This window comes from Streptomyces sp. SS7 (genome assembly GCF_037993025.1).
GTDB lineage: Bacteria > Actinomycetota > Actinomycetes > Streptomycetales > Streptomycetaceae > Streptomyces.
Genome location: NZ_CP141223.1, coordinates 475,630 through 499,960 on the forward strand (window position 1 = coordinate 475,630; position 24,331 = coordinate 499,960).

Annotated in this window: 19 protein-coding genes; 9 read left to right on the forward strand and 10 right to left on the reverse strand. The window is 72.5% G+C overall.

What is annotated here, in order from left to right:
* Positions 1-26 precede the first annotated feature (26 nt).
* Positions 27-1,076 carry a LacI family DNA-binding transcriptional regulator gene (locus U5640_RS02250; RefSeq protein WP_340374108.1) on the reverse strand — a complete coding sequence of 350 codons (1,050 nt, stop codon included), beginning with the start codon at positions 1,074-1,076 and terminating at the stop codon, positions 27-29.
* Positions 1,077-1,310: 234 nt separating this feature from the next.
* Between U5640_RS02250 and U5640_RS02255 the strand changes: the two genes are divergently transcribed.
* The 5 genes from U5640_RS02255 to U5640_RS02275 all read left to right on the forward strand — a co-directional run bounded on the left by U5640_RS02255 (position 1,311) and on the right by U5640_RS02275 (position 8,872).
* A complete protein-coding gene (locus U5640_RS02255; protein WP_340374109.1) occupies positions 1,311-2,237 on the forward strand; it encodes a sugar ABC transporter permease in 927 nt (308 codons plus the stop codon).
* A 4-nt stretch (positions 2,238-2,241) separates the two neighbouring features.
* A complete protein-coding gene (locus tag U5640_RS02260; protein WP_340374110.1) occupies positions 2,242-3,168 on the forward strand; it encodes a carbohydrate ABC transporter permease in 927 nt (308 codons plus the stop codon).
* Positions 3,169-3,262: 94 nt separating this feature from the next.
* Positions 3,263-4,600, forward strand: coding sequence for an extracellular solute-binding protein (locus U5640_RS02265; protein ID WP_340374111.1), 1,338 nt, complete (start codon positions 3,263-3,265; stop codon positions 4,598-4,600).
* A gap of 83 nt (positions 4,601-4,683) precedes the next feature.
* Positions 4,684-6,729 carry a beta-galactosidase gene (locus U5640_RS02270; RefSeq protein WP_340374112.1) on the forward strand — a complete coding sequence of 682 codons (2,046 nt, stop codon included), beginning with the start codon at positions 4,684-4,686 and terminating at the stop codon, positions 6,727-6,729.
* 121 nt (positions 6,730-6,850) lie between these two features.
* The gene (locus tag U5640_RS02275; protein WP_340374113.1) at positions 6,851-8,872 is read left to right on the forward strand and encodes a glycoside hydrolase; all 2,022 of its coding nucleotides are present in this window, start codon (positions 6,851-6,853) and stop codon (positions 8,870-8,872) included.
* A gap of 96 nt (positions 8,873-8,968) precedes the next feature.
* On the opposite strand, the gene U5640_RS02280 is transcribed toward U5640_RS02275, so the two are convergent.
* Genes U5640_RS02280 through U5640_RS02305 form a run of 6 tightly spaced genes read right to left on the reverse strand, consistent with a single transcriptional unit; the run spans position 8,969 to position 15,040 of the window.
* Complete coding sequence (locus U5640_RS02280) at positions 8,969-9,859, reverse strand: hypothetical protein (protein WP_340374114.1); 891 nt, start codon at positions 9,857-9,859, stop codon at positions 8,969-8,971.
* Positions 9,856-10,728, reverse strand: a complete 873-nt coding sequence (locus U5640_RS02285) for an STM4011 family radical SAM protein (RefSeq protein WP_340374115.1) — start codon at positions 10,726-10,728, stop codon at positions 9,856-9,858. Before U5640_RS02285 ends, U5640_RS02280 begins: the two co-directional genes overlap by 4 nt.
* A 9-nt stretch (positions 10,729-10,737) precedes the next feature.
* Positions 10,738-12,069, reverse strand: a complete 1,332-nt coding sequence (locus U5640_RS02290) for an STM4012 family radical SAM protein (RefSeq protein ID WP_340374116.1) — start codon at positions 12,067-12,069, stop codon at positions 10,738-10,740.
* Entirely contained in the window at positions 12,066-12,881 is an 816-nt protein-coding gene (locus tag U5640_RS02295) for an STM4013/SEN3800 family hydrolase (RefSeq protein ID WP_340384884.1), read from the reverse strand. Before U5640_RS02295 ends, U5640_RS02290 begins: the two co-directional genes overlap by 4 nt.
* Before the next feature lie 52 nt (positions 12,882-12,933).
* Positions 12,934-14,076 carry an STM4014 family protein gene (locus tag U5640_RS02300; RefSeq protein ID WP_340374117.1) on the reverse strand — a complete coding sequence of 381 codons (1,143 nt, stop codon included), beginning with the start codon at positions 14,074-14,076 and terminating at the stop codon, positions 12,934-12,936.
* Between the two features lie 10 nt (positions 14,077-14,086).
* Positions 14,087-15,040 carry an STM4015 family protein gene (locus U5640_RS02305; RefSeq protein WP_340374118.1) on the reverse strand — a complete coding sequence of 318 codons (954 nt, stop codon included), beginning with the start codon at positions 15,038-15,040 and terminating at the stop codon, positions 14,087-14,089.
* Between the two features lie 195 nt (positions 15,041-15,235).
* Between U5640_RS02305 and U5640_RS02310 the strand changes: the two genes are divergently transcribed.
* Positions 15,236-15,562, forward strand: coding sequence for a hypothetical protein (locus U5640_RS02310; RefSeq protein WP_340374119.1), 327 nt, complete (start codon positions 15,236-15,238; stop codon positions 15,560-15,562).
* A gap of 104 nt (positions 15,563-15,666) precedes the next feature.
* On the forward strand, positions 15,667-16,713 hold the full coding sequence (locus U5640_RS02315; RefSeq protein WP_340374120.1) for a DUF6745 domain-containing protein: 1,047 nt from the start codon (positions 15,667-15,669) through the stop codon (positions 16,711-16,713).
* A 7-nt stretch (positions 16,714-16,720) separates the two neighbouring features.
* Here U5640_RS02315 and U5640_RS02320 read toward each other — a convergent pair whose 3' ends face one another.
* Positions 16,721-17,452, reverse strand: a complete 732-nt coding sequence (locus U5640_RS02320) for an FAD binding domain-containing protein (protein ID WP_340374121.1) — start codon at positions 17,450-17,452, stop codon at positions 16,721-16,723.
* Positions 17,453-17,629: 177 nt separating this feature from the next.
* Here U5640_RS02320 and U5640_RS02325 point away from each other — a divergent pair, with 177 nt between their 5' ends.
* Positions 17,630-18,556 (forward strand): GNAT family N-acetyltransferase, encoded by a 927-nt coding sequence (locus tag U5640_RS02325; RefSeq protein ID WP_340374122.1) that lies wholly within the window; start codon positions 17,630-17,632, stop codon positions 18,554-18,556.
* Positions 18,557-18,613: 57 nt separating this feature from the next.
* On the opposite strand, the gene U5640_RS02330 is transcribed toward U5640_RS02325, so the two are convergent.
* Complete coding sequence (locus U5640_RS02330; RefSeq protein WP_340374123.1) at positions 18,614-19,738, reverse strand: peptidoglycan DD-metalloendopeptidase family protein; 1,125 nt, start codon at positions 19,736-19,738, stop codon at positions 18,614-18,616.
* 206 nt (positions 19,739-19,944) lie between these two features.
* Between U5640_RS02330 and U5640_RS02335 the strand changes: the two genes are divergently transcribed.
* Positions 19,945-20,916, forward strand: coding sequence for an STM4015 family protein (locus U5640_RS02335; protein WP_340374124.1), 972 nt, complete (start codon positions 19,945-19,947; stop codon positions 20,914-20,916).
* A gap of 20 nt (positions 20,917-20,936) precedes the next feature.
* Here the strand turns inward: U5640_RS02335 and U5640_RS02340 are convergent, their stop codons facing one another.
* Positions 20,937-24,311, reverse strand: coding sequence for a pyruvate carboxylase (locus tag U5640_RS02340; RefSeq protein ID WP_340374125.1), 3,375 nt, complete (start codon positions 24,309-24,311; stop codon positions 20,937-20,939).
* Positions 24,312-24,331 lie beyond the last annotated feature (20 nt).

Consider the following 24,331-nt stretch of genomic DNA (forward strand, 5'->3'; position numbering starts at 1 on the left):
CGAGGCCCCGCACCCCGGGAACGGCACTACCGGGCCCCCGGCGGCGGAGCCGTGCTCTCCCGCACGACCAGCCGCGTCGGCACCAGCGTCGTCCCCCGCGACCCGTCGTCCGGGTCGCGCATCTTGCGCAGTACGGCCCGCACGCACAGCCGCCCCACCTCCGCGAAGTCCTGGTGCACGGTGGTGAGCGGCGGCATGAAGGACCCGGCCTCGGGAATGTCGTCGAACCCGATGACACTCACGTCCTGCGGCACCCGCCGCCCCCGCTCCTGGAGCGCCCGCAGCAGCCCCAGCGCCATCTGGTCGTTGGCCACGAACACCGCCGAGCAGTCCTCGCGCGCGGCGAGCTCGATGCCGGCGCGGTACCCCGACTCCGCCGACCAGTCGCCCCGGATCAGCGGAGGCGCCGTACGCCCCGCCTCGGTCAGTGCGGCCCGCCACGCGTCGGTGCGCCGCTGCGCGGCGAAGGAGTCCTCGGGTCCGCCCAGGTGCCACACCGTCTCGTGCCCGAGGGCGAGCAGATGCTGGACGGCGGTCCGGCTGCCGCCCGCCTGGTCGGTGTCGACGACCGTGTAGTGCTCGCCGGCGTCGGAGTCGACGACCAGCACCTGGACGTACGGCGGCAGCATGATCGTCGCCGCGTCCAGCAGATGCACCTCCATGATGACGATCACCGCGTCCACGGCCAGTTCCTCGAGCCGGGTGAACGCGCCGCGCACCTCGTCCTGAGTGGGCAGGGCCACCGGCAGCAGCGTCACGGCGTACCCCTCGGCGGCGGCCGAGTTGGCGATCGCCTCCAGGGTGCGCACATTGCCCGTCGAGGACAGGGAGAAGGTGATCACGCCGAGGGTGCGGAACTCCCCGCGCTTGAGCGCGCGGGCCGCGCTGTTGGGCCGGTAGCCCAGCTCCTTCATCGCGGCGAGCACCTGCTGCCGTGTCTCCTCGTTCACACCGGCGTAACCGTTGGAGACCCGGGAGACGGTCTGCGAGGAGACCCCCGCCCGACGGGCCACATCGGCCATGGAGACGGTGACCCGGCCCAGCCTCGGCGTTCTCGCCGGGGTTCTTTCAGCCATCTCCATGGCGTCCCCGCCTCTCTGTCTGCACAGGTGTCACGGTCTCCCCCAAAGGACCATTGACCATCGTAATCAGGGCAGTGTAGACATGCCGCCATCCAATGTTTACGTAAACATAACAGTCCGCCAAGGCTCTTGCGTGGCTGATGTTTGCGTAAACATCATGGGTCCGGTGGGGCGGCCGGACATCTCCGCGCCACCGCTGGTTCCACCACCGCACGAGCGAGGAACGACATGACGACGCTGCAACCGCCGGCGGCCGCCGAGCCACGGCAGGCACCGCCTCCGGCGAGACGGGACCGACGCTCCTGGGCGGGGTGGGGTTTCATAGGTCCCTTCGTGGCCGTGTTCGCCCTGGTCTTCCTGGCCCCGATCGCCTACTCGGTCTACCTCAGCCTCTTCCGCGACCAGCTCATCGGCGGCAACCACTTCGTCGGCCTGGACAACTACACGCAGGCCCTCAAGGACGACGCGTTCTGGGCGGCGGTGGGCCGGGTGGCACTCTTCCTCGCGGTCCAGGTGCCGATCATGCTGGGCATCGCCCTGCTGGTGGCGCTGGCCCTGGACAGCGGCCGGCTCTACGGCAAGAGCTTCTTCCGGATCACGATCTTCCTGCCGTACGCCGTGCCCGCCGTGGTCGCCACCCTGATGTGGGGCTTCATGTACGGCACCAAGTACGGCCTGGTGGGCGACATCAACTCGGCGTTCGGTGTCACGCTCCCCGACCTGCTCTCCCCCGGCTGGGTGCTCGCGTCCATCGGCAACATCGTGACCTGGGAGTTCGTCGGCTACAACATGCTGATCTTCTACTCGGCGCTGCGGGTCATCCCGACCTCGCTGTACGAGGCGGCGGAGATCGACGGCGCAGGGCAGTGGCGGATCATCGGCTCGATCAAACTGCCCGCGATCCGCGGGGCGCTCGTCATCGCGACGATCTTCTCGATCATCGGCAGCTTCCAGCTCTTCAACGAGCCGAGCATCCTGCGTCCGCTGGCGCTGAACTCCATCACCACGGACTACACGCCGAACTTCTACACGTACTCGCTGTCCTTCAACGGCCAGCAGCACAACTACTCCGCGACGGTGGCCATCATCATGGGCGTCATCACGATGATCGTCGCCTACGCCGTCCAGCTGCGCGGCATGCGCAAGGGAGCGTGACCCGATGAGCACCTCTGTCACCGCCTCCCCCGCGAAGAACACCACCGCGCCCAGGTTGCGGACCCCGAGGAAGAAGCACACCCCGGGCAAGCCGAAGCGCAACGTGCTGCTGACGGTGCTGATGGGCCTGATGGTCCTCTACACCGTGGTGCCGCTGATCTGGCTGGTCATCAACTCCACGAAGACCCAGACGGGTCTGGCCGAGTCCAACGGGCTGTGGTTCGCCCACGACTTCGCCCTGTGGGACAACATCCGGGACACCTTCACCTACCACGACGCCATCTTCGGCCGCTGGCTGCTCAACACCCTGCTGTACGTGGTGCTCGGCGCGGGCGGCGCGACCCTGCTGGCGGTGCTCGGCGGGTACGCGCTGGCGAAGTTCGACTTCCCCGGCAAGCGCGCGGTCTTCGCCGTGGTGATCGGCGCGGTGGCCGTGCCGGGTACGGCGCTGGCGGTGCCGACCTTCCTGATGTTCAGCAAGATGGGGCTGACCGACACCCCCTGGGCCGTGATCATCCCGTCGCTGGTGTCGCCGTTCGGTCTCTATCTGATGTGGGTGTTCGCCGCCGAGGCGATCCCGACCGAGCTGCTGGAGGCGGCCCGGATGGACGGGGCGAGCGAGCTGCGGACCTTCTTCCAGGTCTCCCTGCCGCTGCTGGCCCCCGGGATCGTGACGGTGCTGCTGTTCACCACGGTCGCCACCTGGAACAACTACTTCCTCCCGCTGATCATGCTCAAGGACCCCGACTGGTACCCGCTGACGCTGGGTCTGAGCGCCTGGAGCTCCCAGGCACAGACCATCGGCGGCGACGTGATCTTCAACCTGGTGATCACGGGCTCGCTGCTCACGATCCTTCCGCTGATCGCCGCCTTCCTGTTCCTCCAGAAGTACTGGCAGTCCGGCCTGGCCGCCGGAAGCGTCAAGGAGTGACACGGGCCGCGCCCCCCAAGCCCCACATGTGAGCCGAGACCGGCACCACCCCCACCCTCACCTGTCCCACCCACGAAGAAGTGGAAGCACCCTCATGCGCAGATCAACGAGCCGCGTCCTGCGCGGCCTCGCCCTCCTCTCCACCCTCGCCCTCGGTGCCACCGCCTGCGGCAGCTCGGACGACAGCTCCGACACCAAGGCCGTCTCCGCCGGTGACATCCAGTCGGCCCTGAAGAAGGGTGGCTCGATCACCGTCTGGGCCTGGGAGCCCACCCTGAAGTCGGTCGCCGCCGACTTCGAGAAGAAGTACCCCAAGGTCAAGATCAACCTGGTCAGCGAGCGGTCCGGCGACAAGCACTACACCGCGCTGTCGAACGCCATCTCCGCCGGCAAGGGCGTCCCGGACGTCGCGCAGGTCGAGTACTTCGCGCTCGGCCAGTACTCCCTCACCAAGGGCCTGACCGACCTGGCCCCCTACGGCGCCGGCAAGCTCGCCGCCAAGTACACGCCCGGCCCGTGGAACGCCGTCAGCGACGGCGACAAGGTCTACGGCCTGCCGATGGACTCCGGTCCGATGGCGCTGTTCTACAACAAGAAGGTCTTCGACAAGTACAAGATCGCCGTCCCCACCACCTGGGACGAGTACCTGGACGCGGCCCGCAAGCTGCACAAGGCCGACCCGAAGGCGTACATCGCCAACGACACCGGCGACGCGGGCTTCACCACCTCCATGCTGTGGCAGGCCGGTTCGCGCCCCTACAAGGTCGACGGCACCAAGGTCGCCATCAACTTCGACGACGCCGGCGCCAAGAAGTTCGAGACCGTCTGGCAGAAGCTGATCAGCGAGAAGCTGCTCGCCCCGGTCACCGGCTGGACCGACGACTGGTACAAGGGCCTCGGCGACGGCACCATCGCCACCCTGGCCACCGGCGCCTGGATGCCCGCCAACTTCGAGACCGGTGTCCCGAACGCCAAGGGCGACTGGCGCGCCGCCGCGATGCCGGCCTGGACCAAGGGCGACAAGGCGAGCGCCGAGAACGGCGGCTCCTCCCTCGCGCTGCCCGCGCTGGGCAAGAACAAGGAACTCTCCTACGCCTTCGTCGAGTACGCGAACGCCGGTGCCGGTGTGGCCACCCGGGTGAGCGAGGGCGCCTTCCCGGCGACCGTCGCGGAGCTGCAGTCCACCGAGTTCAAGAACAAGGAGTTCCCGTACTTCGGTGGCCAGAAGGCCAACGAGATCTTCGCCGAGTCCGCCGCGAACGTCGCCGACGACTGGTCGTACCTGCCCTTCCAGCCGTACGCCAACTCGATCTTCAACGACACCGTCGGCAAGGCCTACGTCTCCTCCACCACGCTGGCCGACGGCCTGAAGGCCTGGCAGGAGGCCTCGATCAAGTACGGCCAGGAGCAGGGCTTCACCATCGAGAAGTAGTTCTCGGCAGCAGTACGTCAACGCCGGGCGGCGCGGCTCCCGGGCCGCGCCGCCCCCGTGCACCACCCTTCGGAAGGACCGCCATGATCTCCACCCTCCAGTCCCGCATGCTGCGCGGGGCGGACGGTGAACCCGCCCCGCGTCTGGCCTACGGCGCCGACTACAACCCCGAGCAGTGGCCCCGGGACGTGTGGGAGGAGGACGTCCGGCTGATGCAGGAGGCCGGCGTGACCGTCGTCTCCGTGGGGATCTTCTCCTGGGCGAAGATCCAGCCGGGCCCGGACACCTGGGACTTCGGCTGGCTCGACGAGGTCATGGACCTGCTGCACGCGGGCGGCATCGGCGTCGACCTGGCGACCGCGACCGCCTCCCCGCCCCCGTGGCTGACCACCGCCCACCCGGAGATCCTCCCGGTGACCGCGAACGGCGAGACGCTCTGGCCCGGTGCCCGCCAGCACTGGCGCCCCACCTCGCCCGTCTTCCGCGAGCACGCCCTGCGCCTGGTCCGCACGATCGCCGACCGCTACAAGGACCACCCGGCGCTGGTCGCCTGGCACGTCTCCAACGAGCTGGGCTGCCACAACGTCTACGACCACTCCGACGACGCGGCCCGCGCCTTCCGCGTCTGGCTGCGTGGCCGCTACGGCACGCTCGACGCCCTCAACCACGCCTGGGGCACCGCCTTCTGGTCGCAGCGCTACACCGACTGGGAGCAGATCCTGACGCCCCGGCTGGCCGCCTCGCACCCCAACCCGACCCAGCAGCTCGACTTCAAGCGCTTCTCCTCCGACGCCCTGAAGGACCACCTCGTGGCCGAGCGGGAGATCCTGAAGGAGATCACGCCGGACATCCCCGTCACCACCAACTTCATGGTGATGGGCAACACCAAGGGCATGAACTACCCGGACTGGGCCGACGAGATCGACTTCGTCTCCAACGACCACTACGTCCACCCCGGCCCCCAGGACCGCGACGAGCTGTCCTTCTCCGCCAACCTGACCAGCGGGATCGCCGCCGGGCGGCCCTGGTTCCTGATGGAGCACTCCACCAGCGCGGTCAACTGGCAGCCCGTGAACGTGGCGAAGCGGCCCGGCGAGCTGGCCCGTGACGCGCTGCTGCACGTGGCGCACGGCGCGGACGCGGTGTGCTACTTCCAGTGGCGCCAGTCCGCGGCCGGCGCCGAGAAGTACCACTCGGCGATGGTCCCGCACGCGGGCGCCGACAGCGACGTCTTCCGCGCGGTGGCCGCCCTCGGCTCCACCCTGCGCACACTGGCCCCCGTGGCCGGCGCGGAGCGGGAGACCGCGGCCGTCGGCATCCTCTACGACTGGGACTCGTGGTGGGCGAGCGAGCAGGACTCGCACCCCACCTCGCTGCTCGACTACCGGCAGGAGGCGCTCGACTGGTACTCGGCGCTCCTCGCCCTGGGCGTGCGCGCCGACCTGGTCACCACCCGCGCCGACCTCGCCCGGCACCAGGTGCTCATCGCGCCGGTGCTGCACGTCGTGCCCGCCGGGCTCGCCAAGGAGCTGACGCGGTACGCCGAACAGGGCGGCCATCTGATCACCACCTACTTCTCCGGTGTCGTAGACGAGAACGACCACGTCTGGCTCGGCGGCTACCCGGGCGCCCTGCGCGAGCTGCTCGGCATCCGCATCGAGGAGTTCGGCCCGCTGCTCGCCGGGGAGGACGTCGAGCTGGACGGCGCCGGCCCCGGCACCCTGTGGACCGACCGGATCACCGTCACCGACGAGGCCGGCACCGAGGTCCTCGCGCGCTACCGCACCGGTGTGCACGCCGGGCGGCCCGCGATCACCCGGCGCGCCACGGGCAGCGGTTCCGCCGCGTACGTCTCCACCCGGCTCGGCATCGACGGGCTGCGCTCGCTGCTGCCGCGGCTGCTGGAGCCTGCCGGGGTGCGCAGCGAACTCCCCGAGAACGCGCGGGGGCGGGTCGAGCTGACCGTCCGCCGCGGGGCGACGGAGCGCTTCCTCTTCCTGGTCAACCGCACCGACGACACGGTGCCGGTGACCGGCCTTGAGGGGGACGTGCTGGTCGGCGACGACCGCACGGACGGCGCGCTCGTCCTCGGGCCGCGCGCGGTCGCCGTACTGCGCCAGGCCCTGTAGCACCCCGGGCAGCACCCCCACGACTCCCCGGCACGGCCTGACCCGTGCCGGGGGCCATCCCCTCCTGCCCGCGCGGCGGGAGGGGCCCACCACAGCGACCGCACCGCAGTTGGGAGCATTGATGGCACGCCGTACCAGACGGTCCCTCGGGGCCGCAGCGCTGACCGCCCTGGCCACCGGGGCCGCCCTGCTGAGCGTCCCCGCTCAGGCGCGGGCCGACGCCGCCGTCACCGTGACGCCGGATCCGTCGTACAAGCACGACAAGTTCGAGGGCTGGGGCACCAGCCTGGTCTGGTTCGCCAACGCGACCGGCGACTACCCGCCCGCGATCCGCGAGAAGCTCGCGAAGCTGCTCTTCGGTGACGACGGGCTGGCGCTGAACATCGCCCGCTACAACATCGGCGGCGGCAACGCGCCGGACGTCACGGACTACCTGCGCGCGGGTGGCGCGGTCGAGGGCTGGTGGAAGGCGCCCGCGGGCACCACCCGGACGGACACCGACTGGTGGAGCGCGGACGACAAGGCGGACTGGAACAAGGACGCCGACGCCACCCAGCGCTGGTGGGTGGACCGCATCAAGAACGACATCGACCACTGGGAGACGTTCAGCAACTCCCCGCCGTGGTTCATGACCGTCAGCGGCTATGTCTCCGGCGGGTTCAACGCCAACGCGGACCAGCTCAAGGCCGACTCGGTCGACGACTTCGCCGCGTACCTCGCGGGGGCGACCAGGCTGCTGGAGAAGTCCGAGGGCATCAAGGTCGACACGATCGACCCGTTCAACGAGCCCAACACCGGCTACTGGAGCACCCGTCTGGGGGCGGACGGCCAGCCCGTCGGCGGCCGGCAGGAGGGCGCCCACATCGGGCCCGAGCTCCAGCAGAAGGTGCTCGCCGCGCTCCCGGCCGCGCTGAAGAAGGCCAAGGTCAAGGCCGACATCTCGGCGATGGACGAGACCAACCCGAGTATCTTCGCGACGAACTGGAACTCCTACTCGCAGGCGTCCAAGGACGCCGTCGGGCAGATGAACGTCCACACCTACGGCACCGGGCAGCGCACCACCGTGCGCGATCTGGCCAAGGCCGCCGACAAGCCGCTGTGGATGAGCGAGGTCGAGGGCGACTGGGGCGACGGGCAGAGCTTCACGGACATGCGGCCGGGCCTCGGCCTCGCCCAGCAGATCGTCAACGACCTGCGCGAACTGGAGCCCAAGGCCTGGGTGTTCTGGCAGCCGGTCGAGGACTACGACAACATGAAGCCGGGCGGCGAGTCCGCCAAGGGCGGCAACTGGGGCTCCATCCAGCTCCCGTTCAGCTGCACCGCGAAGGACACGCTCCAGTCGTGCCCGATCTACACGAACACCAAGTTCGACACGGCCCGTAACTTCACGCACTTCATCAAGCCCGGCGACAGGCTGATCAAGGTGGACGACACCTCCAGCGCCGCGGCGGTGACGAAGGACGGCAAGGGCGCCTCGCTGGTCCACGTCAACAGCACCACCGCGGCCCGCACGGTCACCATCGACCTGTCGAAGTTCCGCACGGTCAAGAGCAACGCGACCGTCACCCCGACGGTGACCAGCGCCGACGGCAAGCTCGTGCGGCAGGCCCCGGTGAAGGTCGTCGACGGCCGCGCCACCTACACCGTGCCCGCCCAGTCCGTGACCTCCTTCTCCATCAAGGGCGTCTCGGGTGTCGCGAAGAACGCGGGGCTCTTCACCAAGGGCCACTCCTACACGCTGACCGGTGTGCAGAGCGGCAAGGCGGTCACCGTCGGCGCCAACGGCACCAACCTGGTCATCGGTGCGGCCAACGGCACGGTCGCGCAGGAGTGGCAGCTCGACGCGCGCCACGGCAAGACCGGCAACCGCCAGCGGTACGTCTTCGCCAACCCGGCCGAGGGCAAGCGGCTCGCCGTGCGCAACAACGTGCCGGTCGTCGAGCCGGACACCGGTGAGCGCGATCCGGCGACCGAGTGGATCATGTCGACCACCGGTGACGGGACGTGGACGCTGATCAACGTGGCCACCTCCCGTGTCCTCGAGGTCGGCGGTCAGGCCACCAACGAGGGGGCCGCCGTGACCACCTGGCAGCCCAACTCCGGCTCCAACCAGCGCTGGAGGGTCACGGACGTGACTCCGTAACACCGCACTCCGCGACACCTCACTCCGGACCACCCCACCCGGAAGCCGCCCGCCCACGCGCCCCCGCGCGTCGGCGGGCGGTCCGCGGCGGCACACTCACGGGCGTCCGCCGCCGAACTCGATCAACGCCAGCCGACGCTGGGCGTGCCGTGCGACGAGGTACTCGTCGAAGCCCGCCCACCTCCACAGCCGGCGCAGCACCCAGGGCCGGTCCTCGAGCTCCCGGTCGGGGTGGTCGTAGGCGTGCCGGACCGCGGCCTTGAGCAGCCGGTGCCGCGCTCCGCCCAGCACCGGGCCCCAGTCCGCCCGGTCGAAGTGCCGGTCCCACCGGGCGCTCGGCCGGAAGTGGTCGTAGTACGCCGTGCGGCTCCAGCGCAGCAGGACGTCGGCGCGCGGCGCCCAGTCGAGCGGCAGGGGCGGCGTGCGCACGCACCGCCACCACTCGGCCAGCAGGCCGTCCTCGAGCAGGTCCCGGAGCAGCACGTCCCCCGGGCGGGGAAAGCTCGTCGCCGCCCAGTCGCTGTGCGCAACGGTCGGTGAGTCCTCCAGCGCCCGCCGGAGCCGTACGGCGTACCAGTCGTCCCCGGTGGTGGGAAACTCCGGCGCAAAGGGGTCGCGCGTGGCCAGGAGGAGCCGCGCCTGTTCGGTGAGCGCCTCGTTCACGCACCCCGAGAACCAAGTGCTGCGGCTCAAGGCACGCATGGTCTTCCCCACGGTGAGGGGTATGGTGCGCGATCGGCCGCCCTCGTCCAGGTGGAGGACGAGGGTGAAGAGTTCGCGCGGCGCGTTGTCCCGGTTCCGGCGCCTGCGCGGGATGTCGAGGATCAGCACCTGCTCCAGCGGTATCCGCGAGGTGCGGCCCCAGGGGAGGGGCCAGGTGCGCCGTGTCAGGGAGACGGTGTGCCCGTCGAACTCCAGGCGCGACCACCGGGTGTGCACCCGAAGGGGCCGGGCGGGCGGCAGACCGGGGTGCCGAGGGGTCGTCATGACGGAAGTATGAGCGCGCCGCGCCGCTCGGTCGCCGGAATACGTTCCAGGACACCGCCGGCGAACACGTCGTACAGCGGCAGGGTCTCCAGGTGCACGTAGCCGATGTGGCAGTCGCAGACGGCGAGCGGGCAGGCGCGCGGGCGCAGGGCGGCGCGGTAGGTGCCGTCGTAGAGGTTGCCGAGTTCGGCGGGGACGAAGTGACAGCGGCGGACCGTGCCCTCGCCGTCGACCGAGATCACCGACTCGCCGGTGCGGCAGGGCAGTCCGGCGCTGGTGTGCGGGTGGCGGCTGTACGGGAAGAGCGGGTCGAGGGCGGTCCACTCCTCGGCCTCGGGGTCGGTGTAGGTCTGGCCCTCGGCGGCGTTGATCCAGAGGTAGACGTGCGCGGGCAGGTCGGCGCGCAGCCGACGGGCCGCGGCGAGGTGCGCGGGCAGGCCGACGACTCCGACGCTGAAGCGGATGCCCCGGTCGGCTAGGTCGCGGCACTTGGCGAGGAAACGGTCGTAGGGGGTCTGGCCCGGGTGGTACGTGCACCACAGGGCCAGCGTCCCGGGGTCGGCGTCGGCGAGCCAGTCGGTGCGGCAGCTCAGGTTGGTCTGGATGGCGACTCGGCGGATGTGCGGGAGGTGGGAGAGCTCCGTCAGGGTGCGCCGGTACCAGGAGCGGACCAGGCCCTCGCCCCAGGGAGTGAAGAGGAGGGAGAGCCGGTCGTCCGTCCGGTCCGCGGCCCAGTCCGCGAACCGCTCCAGCGCGGCGCGGTCGGCGCGCAGTTGGGCGGTGGAGTCACGGCGCTTGGCGAACGGGCAGTAGGGGCAGTCGTAGTCGCAGGAGGCGAGCGGGCCCCGGTAGAGGAGGGTCAGGTCCACGGCGGCCGGTCACTTCCTCTCGTAGGCGGCCATGGCGGCGCGCACGGCCGGGGAGAACAGCGCGGGACCGACGGCGTCGGAGTGGGCGAGGCCCTCCGCGGTGAGCCGGACGCGCCGGGAGTCCTCCGTCAGCCAGCCCCGGTCGGCGAACCCGGCGAGTTCCGGGCCGAAGTCCTCGGTGGGGGGGCCGCCGAAGCGGGCACGGTAGTCGGCGACGTCGAGTCCCTCGGCCTGGAGGAGGGACTGCAGCAGGTGTCGGCGGCGGGACTCGTCGGGGGTCATCGGGTGGCCGACCTCGGCGTGTGTGAAGTCGGCGGTGGTGACGTAGTCGTCGATGATGCCGCGGATCTCGTGCATACCGACCGCGTAGTCGAAGGAGTAGTGCAGTGCGGCGGTGTAGGAGCGGGCTCCGCAGCCCAGGCCGATCATGCCGTCGGTCTGGCAGGCGTAGTCGTCGGCGCCCTGGGGCGGGGCGTCGGCGCGGCGGAACATCCGCATGGACTGCTGGGTGTAGCCGTGCGCGAGGAGGTGGTCCCGGCCGGTCCGGTACAGGGCCAGCCGCTGCTCGTCCCAGGCCGGGTCGTGGCCGGTCGCGGCGCGCCGGTCGAGGCCGGTGAGGGGGCGGACGTAGAGCGGGTAGAGGTACAGCTCCTCGGGGCGCCAGGCGAGGGCGGCGTCCAGGGAGTGCAGCCAGCTCCGCTCGGTCTGGCCGTCGATGCCGTAGATGAGGTCGATGTTGAGGACCGGGATGCGTGCGTCGCGGATACGGGCGAGGGCGCTCTCGACGTCGGCGCGGCGCTGCGGGCGCACGGCGGCCCGGGCCTCGGTTTCGACGAAGCTCTGGACGCCCAGGCTGAGCCGGGTGGCGCCGCGCTCGGCGAGGACGGCGAGCCGGTCGGCGGTGGCGGTCGCGGGCGAGGCCTCGACGGACAGCGGGACCGCGCGCAGGTCGGCGCCCATCCGGTGCTCGGCGATGTCGCAGAGCCGCTCCAGTTCGGCAGCCGTGAGGAAGGTGGGGGTGCCGCCGCCGAACGCTGCCGTGGCGAAGCGGACGCCGTCCGTGTCGCCGAGGGCCTCGCGGACGGCGGTGGCCTGGCGGTCCAGGGCGTCGAGGTAGGCGCCGGTGAGGACGTCGGGGGCGCCGATGCGGGTGAAGAGGTTGCAGAAGCCGCAGCGGACCTCGCAGAACGGTATGTGCAGGTACAGCGAGAGGGCGTCCTTGGGCTCCGCCGCCCACAGGCTCCGCAGCGCGGGCCGGTCCGTGAGCGTGCGGTAGGCCGTCTTGTGGGGGTAGGCGTAGACGTAGTGCTGGTAGGGGGTCTCCGCGGTCGCGGTGGTCATCGGGCGGCCTCCGCCGGGTGCAGGAAGAAGTGGGCGTACGGCACGGTCCACACCGACGGGTGGCCGAGGCGGTGGCCGGTGTAGCCGTCGTCGCCGTAGGCGGTGCCGTGGTCGGAGCAGACGATCGCGAAGCAGGGCCGCCGGCTGCTCGCGGCGGTGAGGAGCCGGCCGATGTGCCGGTCGACGTACTCCAGGGCGGCGGCGTGCGTCTCGCGGGTGTCGCCGGCCTCGCGGGTGGCACCGGGGAGGTGGAACCAGTTCGGCTGGTGCAGTGCGGAGACGTTGACGAAGAGGAACAGCCTCTGTTCGGGCGGGAGTCGGGCGACGACGCGTTCGGCGCAGGCGACCTGGTTCTCGAAGGACTGCGGTGAGGTGACCCCGAACTCCGGTGCCCAGTGCGACTCGTGGAAGAGTCCGGGCAGTACCGAGCCGAGGGGGCCCTGCTTGTTGAAGAAGCCCACGCCTCCGACGCACACGGTGTGGTAGCCGGCCTGCGCCAGGCCGGAGACCAGGTCCGGGGTGTCGTATACGAAGGTGCCGTCGGCGGTGGTCTCGCTGCCCGCGAAGCTCGCCGCGAACAGCCGCGGGTGCGGGCCGGGGGCCGCCGGGGTGGGCAGGAAACCCGCGAAGATCGCCTGGTGGGAGGCGTAGGTGAAGCTGCCCGGGGCGTGGCGCTCCTCCCAGCGTCCGCCGGGGAGGTGACGGGCGAGGTGCGGGATGCGCCCGGCTGCCGCCAGTTCCACGGCCACGTCGTGGCGCAGGGTGTCGAGGGTGACCAGGAGGATGTCGTGGCTGCCGACGACGTCCTTCATGTCGGGGTGACCGGGCACACCGGGGAGGTCGGGCAGGTCGGGCAGGTCGGGTTCAGGCATGGCGTGTTCCTCTGTCGTGCCGGTCGTGCCGGTCGTGCCGGTCGTGCAGCACGGCGGCCACCTGGGCGCCGTAGGTGTCCAGTCCCTCGGCGCCGCTGCCGGGCAGGCCGGTCAGCCCGGGCAGCAGGTCGCCGAAGGCGTTGACCTCGCCGACGGCGGCCCTGCGCCAGCCGACGGCCGGGAGCAGGTCGACGCCGACGCAGAGGGTGCGCGGGAAGCAGGCCGCGGCCCGCTCGCACACCCCGAGGACATCGGCCCAGCGGGTGCCGGCCGCCTCGAAGGACCGCCGGACGGCCTCGAGGTCGCCGCGGCTGCCGCCGAGATGGAGGTTGGTCAGGGGGGAACGGCTGGTGCGGACCACCGCGTGGGTGGCCCGGCCGGCCACGACGACGACCCGCAGATCGGCGGCGCGGCCCTCCTGGGAGGCCTTCGGCAGCCAGCGTTCGAGGTGCAGGCCGTCCGGGGCGAGGGCGTCGACGACGGCCGCGATGTCCCGCTCGCTCTCGTAGCGGCGCACCTTGAGGGAGTTGTGCAGGCTGCCGTCCGGGGCCACCTCCACGGAGGTGGTGGCCCTGATCCGGCCGCCACCGCCCGCCTCCACGGCGAGGACGCCCGACGCGGACGATCCGTGCGCGGGTTTCACGAACAGCCGGTGCATCCGGTGCGCGTCCATCAGCGCCCGTACGTCGTCCCAGCCGTGCACCTCGGCGGCACCCGGGCCGGAGGTCGGCGAGGCGGGTACGGGGACCCCGGCGGCGTCGAGGACGGCGTGACAGCGGCGTTTGTCGAACAGGACGGCGAGGTCGTCCGGGTCGTCGAGGCGGCGACCACCGCGCAGCCCGCGCACCGCGGCGGTGAACCGGGCGTACCAGCGGGCCGAGCCCTCGACCCGGGTGGGGTCCCCGGCGCCCCGCAGGATGCGGTCGACCTCGGTGTTCTCGCCGGGAGAGTCGACGCGGACGGTCTCGTCGGCGGTGAAGTCGGCTCCGCCGTCGCGCAGGACGTCCGTCCAGGGGACGATCCGCGGGGCGGGCAGACCGGCCGCGAGGACCGCGTCGCCGAAGAGCGCGACGCGGCGGTTCTCGGGGTTGCCGACGACCGCGAAGCGCGGTGCGGGCGGGGCGGATGTGCTCACTCGGGGGTGCTCACTCGCCCACGGCGACGTAGCGCCAGACCGTGCCGTCGTCCTCGGTGTCCTCGTCCGCGTCGCCGCGGTCGAGGTCCAGTTCGACGCCCGCCAGGGTCTGGCGCAGGCGGTCCTGGAGCGGCTCGGTGAGGTAGTGGTGGTGCAGGTCGAGCTTCTTGAGGTGGGTGAGCGCCTGCCCGCCGAGCAGCGCGGCGGCGCCCTCGTCGGTCAGGATGCCCATGGAGAGGTCCAGCACCTCGAGGCGGGCGACGACCGGCGCGGAGGCGACGGCCGCGGCGACGGCGTCCTGCATCTCGCTGTTGCGCAGGGCCAGGTGACGCAGGTGCGGCAGCCGCGTGCCGGACAGGAGGGGCTCCAGGTCGGCGACCTCGCTGTCGCCGCCGTAGTCCGGCGTGCCGAGCCACAGGTCGAGGTGCTCCAGGGCGGGCAGGTCGCTGGCGCCGACCCCGCGCACCACCTCGGCGCCCAGGCCGCCCGCCTCGATGACGAGCCGGCGCAGCGCGCCGTGGCTCACCGCGGGGAACTCCAGCCCGGAGCCGCCGCGCACCCCCAGCTCCTCCAGCGCGGGGTAGGCCGTGAGCAGCGGGGTGACGTCGGTCTGGTTGATCCAGGAGATCTCGCACTCCTCGGACTCCATGTCCCCCACGAACAGGGCGCGCAGCGCGGGGAAGCGGTCCCGGGCGCCGACCAGGGCGTCGATGACGGCGGTGGGCTCGGTGTCGTACGCCTCCTGCCAGGGGCCGACGATCAGGGCCCGTACGCGCGTGGTGTCGACGGCGGCACAGAAGCGGGCGAAGGCGTCCGTCCACGGCTCGTCGGAGTCGTAGACGTCAGAGGTGATCCGCCAGGCGACGCCCTCGGCGTCCGGCAGGTCGTCGGTGCGGGCCTCGGGGCCCGGGAAGGAGTAGGCGGGCAGCCCGTACAGCGAGACGAGATGGGTGGCGTAGGACATACGGCTGCTCCCGTGCGGAAAAGGTGGGCGATCCCTGATGCCCGCAGTTGTACCAACAGGCACTGACAACGTCCCGCGGCGGGGGCGGGGTTCGGGGCGGGGTCGCCGGGCGGGTCCGGGGCGTTGTCAGTGGTGGTCCGTACGGTCGTGGTCATGAGGCCGGTGCGCGGTGCACCCGGCGGTGAGGGGAGAGCCATGTACCGGCAGGGAGACGTGCTGATCGTGCCCGTGGACACGGAGGCGGTGCCGCCGCACGTCGCCCTGGCACCGCGGGAGGCGCGGGACGGGCGGGGGCGGCTGGTGCTGGCGCTGGGCGAGGTCACCGGGCACGCCCACGCGGTGGTGGGGCCGGGTGATCTGGTGCGCGAGCCGGGGCCGTTCGGGCCGCTGCTGCTGCATCTGCCGCAGGGCGGCCGGGTGGTGCACGAGGAGCACGCGGTGATCCCGCTGCCCAGGGGCTGGTACCGGGTGATCCGGCAGCGGGAGTACGTGCCGGGGTCGGTGCGGATCGTCGCGGACTGAGCCGGGCCGGGCACGGCCCGCGTCGAGCAGGGCCGAACGGCTCGGACAGGGCTGCACAGGTGAAGCAGGTGGAGCAGGTGGAACAGGGAGTGGGGGAAGGACCGATGACGACGACGGGTGCGCAGGTGGGGGCGGTGGCCTCGGACCAGGGGCTCGCCGCGTGGCGGGCGTGCGCCACGGCGACCGGTCCCGCCGACCGGGCGGCGGCCGAGGCCGGGGTGCGCCGGGCCTACCGGCAGGCCGGGCTGGCCGAGCCGGAGCGGGTGGTGTGGGCGGGTTCGCCGCGCGCGGCGGTGGCACTGATCCGGGCGATGACGGACACGGGTCCGAGCGTGCGCGAGACCGTGCGCAGCGCCCCCTGGGCGCAGGAGCGGCAGCTGCTGCACGCGGAGTTGGGCACGGCGGGCTGGCCGGCCCACTGGGCGGCCACCGGTGGCCGGCTGTGGGACTCCACCCAGGCGCTGGTGGACCGGATCCGGACGGGGCTCCTGGAGGAACTGGCCGGCGGGGAGACGGGCGAGGAGGCCGCGCGGATACGGCTGATCCTGCTGGACGCGGTGCTGGGGCAGCACGACGCGCCGTGGCTCGCCGCGTTCGCCACCGACGGCGGTCCGCTCGACGGACTGGCCACGGTGTCCCGCAACGCGGGCTGGTGGTGGCCGTTCGCGCGGGTGGCGGTGGTGTCGGAGCGGCCGGTGGCCCTGCACCGCGACGAGGCGGGCCGCCTCGACCACGGCGACGGCCCGGCGCTCGCCTACCCCGACGGGTTCGCTCTGTACGCCTGGCGGGGCATGCCGGTGCCGGCCGCGTTCCTGGCGGAGCTGCGGTCGCTCACCCCGGACCGGATCCGCGCCGAGGAGAACGCCGAACTGCGCCGTGTGATGCTGGAGTACTACGGCTACGACCGGTACCTGGCGGACTCCGGTGCCCGCCCCGTCCACCGGGACGGGACGGGCATCCTGTGGCGGATCGACCTCGCGGACGACGAGCCCGTGGTGATGGTGGAGGTCGTCAACTCCACGCCGGAGCCGGACGGCACCCGGCGCACGTACTGGCTGCGGGTGCCGCCGTCGACGCGGACGGCGCGGGAGGGGGTCGCCTGGACGTTCGGACTGGCGGAGGACGTGTACCGGCCGCTGCTGGAGACGTGAGGAGGCCTCAGGCGCCCGTGCGGGCCAGCACGTCCGTGACCTGCTCGCGCAGATGGGCCCGGGCCGGGGCGGGCAGGGCGGCGAGGTCGGTGCGTTCCAGGGCGTGCAGCACCTGGTCGGCGTCCGGGTCGAAGGGGGTGCTCTCGCTGAGCACCTCGTAGCCGTCCCGTACGGCCACCCGCAGCAGCCCCGGCGCCTCGGCGTCGCCGTCGGCGTCCGTGTGCACCGCGGCGGCCACGACGAGCGGGGGCGGACCGCCCGCGTCGCCCTCCACCTTGCGGTAGCCGCTGACCAGGGGGGTGCGCCAGCGCAGGCTCAGCAGCAGCGGACGCTTGGCCACCAGCTCGGTGAGGTCGGTGTCGTACACGCCGTCGGGTCCCAGGACCGTCGCACGGGCGTCCAGGACCAGGGCCGCGGGGAGCAGACAGCGCAGGGTGCTGCCGACGATGTTGCCGCCGACGGTGGCGGTCCGGCGCACCGCGCCGGTGCCGATGCCGCAGGCCGCCCGGTGCAGCACCTCGGGCACGGTGGTGTCGACGCGGTGCAGCAGCACGGCCCCGCCGATTTCCTCGGCGCCGACGACGTTCGCCTCGGGCACATGGCGCAGCGACACCGCCTGTTCCGGGAAGCCGTCCCGTTGCCAGGCGGCCCACACCAGTGTGGCCCCGCCGATCGGTACCGCCCCCTCGGCCAGACAGCGCTGAGCGTCGGATATGGAGGCGGGAAGACGCAACTGCACGACAACCGACCTGCCTTCCCGGGTAGTTCGTGGGGAGACACGTGTCACTCCCCCGTGTGATCAATGGCAGAACGGATTCTGCCCAGGCACACGGGGGCGCATACAGGGCTCATCGCGGCACTCGGTGCCAGGACAAAATGCGTTGCGGCCGGTGCCGCCGCTGCCGACCCTTGGCCCATGTCCTACGTCCTGCGCCCCGCCGCCCTCGCCGACGCGCCCGCCGTGACCGAGCTGCTCAACGCCGTCGACCTGATCGAGATCGGTCGGCCCGAGACGGACCTGCACACCGTCGAGGCCGATCTGAAGCACCCGGAGACCGATCTGGAGCGCGACTCCTGGCTCGCCTTCGCGGGCGACCGGCTGGTGGCGTACGGGCTGTTGTGGGACGAGTCGGGGGGCGAGCGCGTCGACGTCGACCACTACGTCCTGCCCGACCGCCAGGACGCCGGGCGGCTCGTCCTGGAGGCGATGGAGGCACGGGCGCTGGAGCGGGCCCGGGAGAACGGCGCCGGGCGCGCCGTGGTGCACCTGCACCTCAACACCGCGCCCACGCTGGACACCTCGCTGCTGACCGAACGCGGCTGGTCCGTCGTACGGCGCTATCACGTACTGCGCCGGGCGCTGGACGCGGCGGAGGACCGGGCGCCGGTGCTGCCCACCGGGGTGCGGCTGCGCCCGTGCGCCACCGAGGCAAACCGCCGGCGGGTGCACGAGCTGTACCAGGCCGCGTTCGCCGAGCACTTCGACTTCCAGCCGCGCGGCTACGAGCAGTGGCTGCACGACGTGGACGCCGCGGGGCTCGACTGGTCGCTGGTGTGGATCGCCGGCACGGACGATCTCGGGGACGCCGGGTTCCTGCTGGCCCGCGACGACCGTGAGGCGATGGGCTGGATCCGCAGCCTCGGGGTGCTGCGCGAGGCCCGGGGGCGCGGGCTGGCCGGGCTGCTGCTGCGGCACGCCTTCGCGGCCTTCGCCGCCCGGGGCCGGGACACCGTGGGGCTCGGCGTGGACACCTCCAACGCCACGGGCGCCCCGCGGCTGTACGCCCGCCACGGGATGGGCGTGCACTACGCGGTGGACACCTGGGAGGCCGTCCTGCGCTGACGTCCGACGTCCGAGCGCCCCGACGGGCGTCCGCGGAACCGCCCCCGTCGTCGCGGGTCAGCCGGCGGCGGAGAGCCAGGGCTGAGGATCGGTGTAGTAGCCGTCGTAGATCACCTCGAAGTGCAGATGCGGCCCGGTCGACAGGCCGGTGGAGCCGACCCGGCCGACCGGGGTGCCGGTCTGCACGGCCCGGCCCGCGGTGACGTCGATCCGGGAGAGATGGCTGTACGTCGTCTGCAGCCGCTTGCCGTCGATGGTGCCGTGGTCGACGACGACCCGGTTGCCGTAGGCCTTGGTCATGGCCGCGAAGACGACCGTGCCCGCGCGGGCGGCGGAGACCTGGGCGCCCTGCGGTGCGCCGTAGTCCACGCCGGTGTGGAGTTTGGTGACGCCGGTGAGGGGGTGCGTGCGGGAGCCGTAGGGCGAGGTGATGGTGAGGGTGGTGACGGGCGGGGCGAGGAGGGCGCCGGCCCGGGCGCCCGCCGCGCCGCCGCCGCTCGGGTCCTCCCGGTCGAACTCGGCGTACTTCGCGAACAGGGCCCTGACCTCGGTCAGGTAGGTCGTCGCGTCGGCGGGCACGCGTCCCGCCTTCTCCACGGCGTCCGTGCCGACGGCGTAGGCGGCGAGGGTGAGGTCGACCAGGTCACCGTTGACGGTCCCGTCGGTTCTCAGGTCGGTGACCTTTCGGGCGAGGGAGCAGTCCTGGCGGCCCAGCGCCATGATCGCGTCGGCCGGATCGCCGGGCGAGGACGTGCCGTTGCCGTCGTCGTCCTTGCCGAAGGTGCGCCACTGGGCGTCCGTGAAGGCAGCGATGCCCTGCCCGCCGGAGGCACCGGCGGTGGCGTTGTCCCAGCCGGTGAGCTGGTCGATCTGGGCGGCGAGGACGGACGGTGTGACGACGGTGCAGGCGCCGGCGGCCTTGCGCAGCCAGGGCCCGTAGGTGTCGTTGACCCCGGCCACCGGGTCCTGCCGGGCACCGCCGCCCGGGGACCAGTCGTCGGGGAGTCCGCCGGTCAGGGCCAGGACTCCGGCGACGGCGGAGAGGGTGAGCAGTCCGGGAAGGACAAGGAAGACGACGGGGCCGGGGCCGCGCCGGCGGGGCGAGGGGGGCGGCGTGCGCGGCGTCGGCGCTTCGGGCCCGGTGTCCCGTACGGGGGTGTCGACGGCGTGCTCTTCGCTCACGCGGAGGGCTCCGCGGGGAGTGTGCAGGTGTTCACGGGCGGACGGTAGCCCGCCGCCGGGCCGGTGTCAGCGGACGCGAGGGCACAACCGCTGCCCACGGGGGCAGAACCGGTCGGCGCCGTGCCGTGCGGGGCCTTGGTAGAAAGGGCCGCCACAGGCCGGGCCCTCGGGTGCCGGCCGCCGTCCGCGCTCGGAAGGATCCCGCCGTGCCCCTCGACCACGTCCCAGGTCTGCACGGCCTGCCCGTGCACGTCTTCCCGCAGCCCGGCGCCGCGGCACGGCCGTTGCCGGAGGCGGGGACGGTCGCCTGGAAGCTGGTGAGCGGTCTGCGGACCGACGAGGAGGACTTCGACGAGCACTGGCGGCGCTTCCTGGACACCGTGGATCCGGCCGGGGTGCGCGCACTGGTCCTCGGCGGGGGCGCCTACGGCGGTGACATGGACGGCTGCTCCCCCGGGGAGACGGCGGAGCTGCTCGCCCGGGCCGCCGACCGGCTGACCGGCCTTCAGGCCCTCTATCTCGCCGATCTCACGTTCGAGGAGGCGGAGCTGTCCTGGATCGTCCAGGGTGACGTCAGCCCCGTGCTTCAGGCCTATCCCCGGCTGCGGGAGCTGGCGGTGCGCGGTTCGACCGACGGCTTCGGCGGGGGTTCGGGGCTGGAGTTCGCGCCGATCAGCCATGACGGGCTGCGCGTCCTGCGGTTCGAGAACGGCGGGCTGCCCGCGCAGGTGCTGCACGGGCTCGCCGCCTCGGAGCTGCCCGCGCTGGAGCACCTGGACATCTGGCTGGGCGACGAGTCGTACGGCCGCACGGCGACCGTCGGGGACCTGGCGCCGGTCCTGGACGGCTCCGGACTGCCCGCGCTGCGCCGGCTGGGCCTGCAGAACGCCGACATCCAGGACGAGGTGGCGGCCGCCGTCGCCTCGGCCCCGGTGGTGGCCCGGCTGACCGCCCTGCACCTGGGCCGCGGCATCCTCACGGATGCCGGGGCCGAGGCGCTGCTGGCCGGTCAGCCCCTGACGCATCTGGCGGAACTGGACCTGCACCACCACTATCTGTCGGACCCGATGGCGGAGCGGGTGCGGCAGGCGCTGGAGCCGTACGGGGTGCGGATCGACCTGTCCGGCAGGCCGGAGCTGGACGAGTACGAGGGGCGGTACGTGGCCGCCGGTGAGTGACCCCGCCGGCGGCCGGCCGGTCAGTCCACCACGACCAGCAGGTCACCGCCCTCCACCTGCTGGATCCGGTTGATGGCGAGCCGGGCGACCCGGCCGCCCCGGGGCGCGGTGATGGTCGCCTCCATCTTCATCGCCTCGATGGTGGCGACCGTGGCACCGGCCGTGACCTCGTCGCCCTCGGCGACGGCGAGGGTCACCACGCCCGCGAACGGGGCGGCGACATGGCCGGTGTTGGCGCGGTCGGCCTTCTCGGTCACCGGGATGTCGGAGGCCGCCGCCCGGTCACGGACCTGGATCGGGCGCAGCTGGCCGTTGAGGCTGGACATCACCGTGCGCATGCCGCGCTCGTCGGCCTCGCCGACCGCCTGCAGCTCGATCAGCAGCCGCACGCCGGGCTCCAGGTCGACGGAGTACTCCTTGCCCGGCCGCAGCCCGTAGAAGAAGTCCTTGCTGTCCAGGACGCTGGTGTCGCCGAACGCCTGCCGGTGCGCCTCGAACTCGCGGGTGGGGGCGGGGAACAGCAGCCGGTTGAGGGTGGCGCGGCGGGACTTCTCCAGGCCGTCGCGGTCCTCGGCGGTGAGGTCGTTGACCGGCTTGGCGTCGGCGCGGCCCTCCAGGGCCTTGCTGCGGAAGGGCTCGGGCCAGCCGCCGGGCGGGGTGCCCAGCTCGCCGCGCAGGAAGCCGATGACGGAGTCGGGGATGTCGTAGCGGTTGGGGGCCGCCTCGAAGTCCTGCGGGGAGACGCCGGCGCCGACCAGGTGCAGGGCGAGGTCGCCGACCACCTTGGAGGAGGGGGTGACCTTGACCAGGTGGCCGAGGATGCGGTCGGCGGCGGCGTACATCGCCTCGATGTCCTCGAAGCGGTCGCCGAGGCCGAGCGCGACGGCCTGGGTGCGCAGGTTGGACAGCTGGCCGCCGGGGATCTCGTGGTGGTAGACGCGCCCGGTCGGGGACGCGAGGCCCGCCTCGAAGGGGGCGTAGACACGGCGGACGCTCTCCCAGTACGGCTCGAGGTCGCCGACGGCCTGGAGGTCGAGGCCGGTGGGGCGCTCGGAGTGGTCGGTGGCGGCGACGAGCGCCGACAGCGAGGGCTGGGAGGTCGTGCCGGCCATGGAGGCCACCGCGCCGTCCACCGCGTCCGCGCCGGCCTGGATGGCGGCGAGGTAGGTGGCGAGCTGGCCGCCGGCGGTGTCGTGGGTGTGCAGGTGGACCGGCAGGTTGAACTCGCGGCGCAGGGCGGAGACCAGCGTGGTGGCGGCGGGGGCGCGCAGCAGGCCCGCCATGTCCTTGACGGCCAGGACGTGGGCGCCGGCCTCGACGATCTGCTCGGCGAGCCGCAGGTAGTAGTCGAGGGTGTAGAGGCGCTCGTTCGGGTCGGACAGGTCGGAGGTGTAGCAGAGGGCGACCTCGGCGACCGCGGTGCCCGTCTCGCGTACGGCGTCGATGGCGGGGCGCATCTGGCCGACGTCGTTGAGGGCGTCGAAGATGCGGAAGATGTCGATGCCGGTGGCGGCGGCCTCCTGCACGAAGGCGTCGGTCACCTCGGTCGGGTAGGGCGTGTAGCCGACGGTGTTGCGGCCGCGCAGCAGCATCTGGAGGCAGATGTTGGGGACGGCCTCGCGCAGGGCGGCCAGCCGCTCCCAGGGGTCCTCGGCGAGGAAGCGCAGGGCGACGTCGTAGGTGGCGCCGCCCCAGCACTCCAGGGAGAGCAGGTCCGGCAGGGTGCGGGCGACCAGCGGGGCGGAGGCGAGGAGGTCCTTGGTGCGCACCCGGGTGGCCAGCAGGGACTGGTGGGCGTCGCGGAAGGTGGTGTCGGTGACGCCGATGGTCGGGGACTCGCGCAGCCAGCGGGCGAAGCCCTCGGGGCCGAGGTGGACCAGCCGCTGCCGGGAACCGGCCGGCGGCTCACCGGCGGGCAGCGGTGGCAGCTTGGTGGTGGGCTCGATCAGCTCGGGGCGCTCGCCGTGCGGCTTGTTGACGGTGACGTCGGCGAGGTAGGTGAGCAGCTTGGTGCCGCGGTCGGCGGAGGAGCGGGCGGTCAGCAGGTGCGGGCGCTGCTCGATGAACGAGGTGGTGACCCGCCCGGCCTGGAAGTCGGTGTCGTCCAGGACGGCCTGGAGGAAGGGGATGTTGGTGGCCACGCCGCGGATGCGGAACTCGGCGACGGCACGCCGGGCGCGCCGGATGGCGGCCTCCAGGTCCCGGCCCCGGCAGGTGAGCTTGACCAGCATGGAGTCGAAGTGCGCGCTGATCTCCGTACCGGCGTGGGTGGTTCCGCCGTCGAGGCGGATGCCGGAGCCGCCCGGGGAGCGGTAGGCGCTGATGCGGCCGGTGTCGGGGCGGAAGCCGTTGGCGGGGTCCTCGGTGGTGATGCGGCACTGCAGGGCCGCGCCGCGCAGGGTGACCGTCTCCTGGGAGAGGCCGAGGTCGGCGAGGGTCTCGCCGGAGGCGATCCGCAGCTGGGCCTGGACGAGGTCGACGTCGGTGACCTCCTCGGTGACCGTGTGCTCGACCTGGATGCGGGGGTTCATCTCGATGAAGACGTGGTTGCCGTCGCGGTCGAGGAGGAACTCGACGGTGCCCGCATTGCGGTAGCCGATCCGGCGGGCGAAGCGGACGGCGTCGGCGCAGATCCGCTCGCGCAGCTCCGGGTCCAGGTTGGGCGCGGGGGCCAGCTCGATGACCTTCTGGTGGCGGCGCTGGACGGAGCAGTCGCGTTCGAAGAGGTGCATGACGTTGCCCTCGCCGTCGGCGAGGATCTGCACCTCGATGTGGCGGGGGTCGACGACGGCCTTCTCCAGGAAGACGGTCGGGTCGCCGAAGGCGGAGGCGGCCTCGCGGGAGGCGGCCTCGATGGACTCGCGCAGCACGGCCGGGTCCTCGACCCGGCGCATGCCGCGGCCGCCGCCGCCGGCGACGGCCTTCACGAAGACGGGGAAGCCGATCTCCTCGGCGGCGCGGACGAGTTCGTCGACGTCGTTGGAGGGGGTGGAGGAGCCGAGGACGGGGACGCCCGCCTCCCGGGCCGCCGCGACCGCGCTCGCCTTGTTGCCGGTCAGTTCGAGGGTGCGCGCGTCGGGGCCGACGAACGTGATGCCGGCCTCCTCGCACGCGCGCGCGAGCTCGGGGTTCTCGGAGAGGAAGCCGTAACCCGGGTAGACGGCGTCGGCTCCCGCCCGGCGGGCGGCGGCGACGATCTCCTCCACGGAGAGGTAGGCGCGCACCGGATGCCCGGGTTCGCCGATCTCGTAGGCTTCGTCGGCCTTCAGCCGGTGCAGTGAGTTGCGGTCCTCGTGCGGGAAGACGGCGACCGTGCGCGCGCCCAGCTCATAGCCGGCGCGGAACGCACGGATCGCGATCTCACCACGGTTGGCGACCAGCACCTTGCGGAACATCCTGGACCCCTTCAGCCTGA

Coding starts and splice junctions, on each gene's coding strand:
- U5640_RS02250 (WP_340374108.1), bottom strand. CDS start 1,076: ATGGCTGAAAGAACCCCGGCGAGAACGCCGAGGCTGGGCCGGGTCACC.
- U5640_RS02255 (WP_340374109.1), top strand. CDS start 1,311: ATGACGACGCTGCAACCGCCGGCGGCCGCCGAGCCACGGCAGGCACCG.
- U5640_RS02260 (WP_340374110.1), top strand. CDS start 2,242: ATGAGCACCTCTGTCACCGCCTCCCCCGCGAAGAACACCACCGCGCCC.
- U5640_RS02265 (WP_340374111.1), top strand. CDS start 3,263: ATGCGCAGATCAACGAGCCGCGTCCTGCGCGGCCTCGCCCTCCTCTCC.
- U5640_RS02270 (WP_340374112.1), top strand. CDS start 4,684: ATGATCTCCACCCTCCAGTCCCGCATGCTGCGCGGGGCGGACGGTGAA.
- U5640_RS02275 (WP_340374113.1), top strand. CDS start 6,851: ATGGCACGCCGTACCAGACGGTCCCTCGGGGCCGCAGCGCTGACCGCC.
- U5640_RS02280 (WP_340374114.1), bottom strand. CDS start 9,859: ATGACGACCCCTCGGCACCCCGGTCTGCCGCCCGCCCGGCCCCTTCGG.
- U5640_RS02290 (WP_340374116.1), bottom strand. CDS start 12,069: ATGACCACCGCGACCGCGGAGACCCCCTACCAGCACTACGTCTACGCC.
- U5640_RS02295 (WP_340384884.1), bottom strand. CDS start 12,881: ATGAAGGACGTCGTCGGCAGCCACGACATCCTCCTGGTCACCCTCGAC.
- U5640_RS02305 (WP_340374118.1), bottom strand. CDS start 15,040: ATGTCCTACGCCACCCATCTCGTCTCGCTGTACGGGCTGCCCGCCTAC.
- U5640_RS02310 (WP_340374119.1), top strand. CDS start 15,236: ATGTACCGGCAGGGAGACGTGCTGATCGTGCCCGTGGACACGGAGGCG.
- U5640_RS02315 (WP_340374120.1), top strand. CDS start 15,667: ATGACGACGACGGGTGCGCAGGTGGGGGCGGTGGCCTCGGACCAGGGG.
- U5640_RS02325 (WP_340374122.1), top strand. CDS start 17,630: ATGTCCTACGTCCTGCGCCCCGCCGCCCTCGCCGACGCGCCCGCCGTG.
- U5640_RS02340 (WP_340374125.1), bottom strand. CDS start 24,311: ATGTTCCGCAAGGTGCTGGTCGCCAACCGTGGTGAGATCGCGATCCGT.